General features: G+C 60.3%; 1 pseudogene. It reads left to right on the top strand.

The annotated features are described in order from the left end of the window. Positions 1–126: 126 nt before the first annotated feature. Positions 127–252 (top strand): annotated as a pseudogene (locus tag F1735_RS35100) (IS1595 family transposase); the annotation flags it as partial.

Raw genomic sequence — 252 nt, 5'->3', positions numbered from 1 at the left:
GTTCACCCGCTTGACTGCCCGCTTACCTGCGTCCATTGCCATCTCCCTGGGATTCGTTTGTCACCAGGGATGCATTCTCCAGATCGCCATCGGGTCGCGCAATAACGCCGCTGAGCGACCGCTTACCTCACGCAAGCGAAGAACAATGTGGCGGCGCTGGAGCTGATGCGCCTCCTCGGTGTCTGCTATCGCACCGCTTGGCGCCTTAAACACAAGATACTGGAGGTGATGGCCGAGCGCGAGTCCGAACGC

Origin of the sequence: Massilia genomosp. 1 (genome assembly GCF_011682185.1) — a bacterium.
In the GTDB taxonomy this organism is placed as follows: domain Bacteria; phylum Pseudomonadota; class Gammaproteobacteria; order Burkholderiales; family Burkholderiaceae_D; genus Telluria_A; species Telluria_A rubra.
This window is presented reverse-complemented; position numbering and strand designations above follow the sequence as displayed.